Below are 2,729 nucleotides of genomic sequence, written 5' to 3' on the forward strand. Positions count from 1 at the left end.
TCGCCGACATTCCCCCGCAAGCGGGAGGTGCCACCTCCTATGTGCGTACCTTCTCGGGGTGGGTCTATGTGGCTTTCGTGACTGACGTGTTCTCGCGGCGGATCATCGGCTGGCAGACCACCACCGGAGCGTGTTCAATAGTTTGTGTAAGCCCCTCCGTTGGAAGGACTGACACTGATGACGACACACAGAAGGTTCCTACTGGGCGTGATGCGGTTGACCGGCTGCGTTCGGCGGGGTCTTTGGACGGCTTGTTTGAGCAGATTGATGCCGGCCAGGTGAAGATGACCGGGGCTGATGGTCTGCTGCCGGCCCTGGTCAAGGAGGCCCTGGAGCGGGGTCTTAGCGCTGAGCTGACCGAGCACCTGGGCTATGAATAGGGCGAGCCGACAGCCCAGGCGCGCGGTAACGCCAGGAACGGGACCACGCCCAAGACGGTGGACTCCGAGGTGGGGCCCTTCGAGACCTGTGGTGCCTCGGGACCGGGTCGGGACCTTCACGCCGCGCCTGGTGCGTAAGGGCCAGCGTCGTCTGGACGGGCTGGATGCGAGTGAATCACCAGGCCTGATGCGCCGGAGGAATGACGGTAAGGGATATCCAGCACCACCTGGCCTCCGCACTCGGCGTGGAGCTGTCCGCGGGGACCATTTCGAAGATCACCGACGCGGTCGCTGACGCTGTCCTGGAGTGGCAGCGCCGTCCGTTGGACGAGTTCTACCCGGTGATCTACCACAGGCGCGATCCGGGTCAAGGTCCGCGTCAATCACCGGGTCGCCTCCCGCTCGGCCCATATCGCGGTCGGGGTCGACATGGACGGTATCAAGCGCGTGGCTTAAGTATCTGGGCCCCGGGCCCGAGGAGGGAGCCTCCTTGAAGGGCGGCTCGTGTGCGCCGAGCTGGCACAACCGCAGCGTCGAGGCGTGTCTGATCGTAGAGGGGGCACCTCCCGCACGGGAGCGAAGCGCGCGGGGGAATGCGACGGGTTGACGGGCCTGCCTGAGGCGATCGAGGCGACCTGGCCCCAGGCGACGGTCCAGACCTGCATGGTCCACCTGATCCGGCTCTTCGTGTTTGAGGGTGTGGTAGGTGGGGCCTATTGATGTGTTTGGGGTGGGGGTGGTGGGTGCGTCGTTGCGGTGGGTAGGGGTCGAGGTCCCCCGATGATGGGAGCTGCTACACACCCCGTCACGAGAGACCTCGACGCGCCTGAGACTACCTTCACCGGCCCTGACCTGACGACCTTCCTGGGCCTGGACGCCCTGGGACTGACCGCGGTGGGACAGCACCTCACGGCGGAGCGCGCGGCGATCGAGTGCCGCATGCCCATAGGCTTCGAGGACCCGTTCTGCCGGTCCTGCGGCGCCCAAGGCGTCGCTCGTGGGCTGGTGGCCAGGCGGCTGGCCCACCTACCGACGGGGTGGCGGCCCACGCAGCTGGTGGTACGCGTGCGGCGCTTCGCCTGCACGCACTGCCACCGAGTGCACGTGGCAGAACACCTCGGCCCTGGCCCAGCCGCGGGCGCGGCTGACCCACGCGGCCGTCGAGTGGGGGCTGCGGGCCTTGGGTCTTGAGTCCATGTCGGTCTCCCGGGTAGCGGCGGCTCTGGGGATCTCCTGACACACCGCCAACACCGCGATCCTGACCCGAGCCGAGCAGGCCATCACCAGCGACCCTCACCGCTTCGAGGGGGTGGAGGTGCTCGGGGTTGATGATTCCCCCGCGCGCTTCGCTCCTGTGCGGGAGGTGCCCCCTCTGTGTGGCGCCACACCAGGAGGGGCGACAAGTACGCCCGCCGTGATCATTGACCTGACCCCCGCACGTCACGAGGCGGGGCCGGCTCGTCTGCTGGACGTGGTCACGGGCCGGTCCAAGAAGGCGTTCAAGACCTGGCTCGCCCAGCGCGACCAGGCCTGGCGTGAGCGGGTTGAGGTGGTGGCGACGGAGCGGTTTCACTGGGTTCAAGAACGCCGCCGGTGAGGAGGTCCCCAAGGCTCGGGCGGTCATGGACCCCTACGCGCGTCGTATCCCTGGCAGGAGCCAAGCTCGATGAGTGCCGCCGCATCCAGTATACGAGACCACCGGGCGTCGGGGCCGGGCGGGAGACCCGCTCTACCAGGCCAGACGCACCCTACGCACCGGGGCCAGCCTGCTCACCGACACCCAGGCCGAGCACCTCGAGGCCCTGTTCGCCAACCAGCGCCACGCTCCGGTCCAGGCCGCCTGGTGCGTCTACCAGCACCTCATCCAGGCTTACCGAGCCGAGGAGGCGGGCCTGGGACGGTTCCTGATGCAACAGCTCATCAGATCCTTGAGGCAGGCCGTCCCCGACGGGCTCGATGAGACCCAGACACTGGCCAGGACCCTGATCAGCCGCAGTCAGGACGTCCTGGCCTACCTCGACCACCCCCGTACCTCCAACGGCCCCACGCCAAGCCATCAACGGGCGCCTCGAGCACCTACGCGGCATCGCCCTGGGACTTGCGCAACCTCACGCACTACACCATCCGCAGCCTCATCCACGCCGGACGCCTCAAAGACCACCTGACAGAAACCACCTAAACCAGACGATAAGCCCCACCTACCACACCCCCAAACACGAAGAGTGTCAAGCCCCGGGTTTTGTGGAGGCTGGTTTATCTGGTTGTGGTGGTGGCTGGTTGTGGTTGTTCCTGGCGGTGGGTGTCGGGGGCCCCGGCGGCTTCGTGCTCGGCGGGGGTGCGCATGCCGAT

General features: G+C 67.2%; 4 pseudogenes. All 4 read left to right on the top strand.

The window, feature by feature from the left end:
• Window positions 1-380, top strand: a pseudogene (locus BQ8008_RS14020) (hypothetical protein); the annotation flags it as partial.
• A gap of 200 nt (window positions 381-580) precedes the next feature.
• Window positions 581-670 (top strand): annotated as a pseudogene (locus tag BQ8008_RS14025) (hypothetical protein); the annotation flags it as partial.
• 70 nt (window positions 671-740) lie between these two features.
• Window positions 741-1,100, top strand: a pseudogene (locus BQ8008_RS14030) (transposase).
• Between the two features lie 63 nt (window positions 1,101-1,163).
• Window positions 1,164-2,559: pseudogene (locus BQ8008_RS00080) on the top strand (ISL3 family transposase).
• Window positions 2,560-2,729: the final 170 nt, after the last annotated feature.

This window comes from Actinomyces sp. Marseille-P3109 (genome assembly GCF_900323545.1).
Lineage (GTDB): Bacteria > Actinomycetota > Actinomycetes > Actinomycetales > Actinomycetaceae > Actinomyces.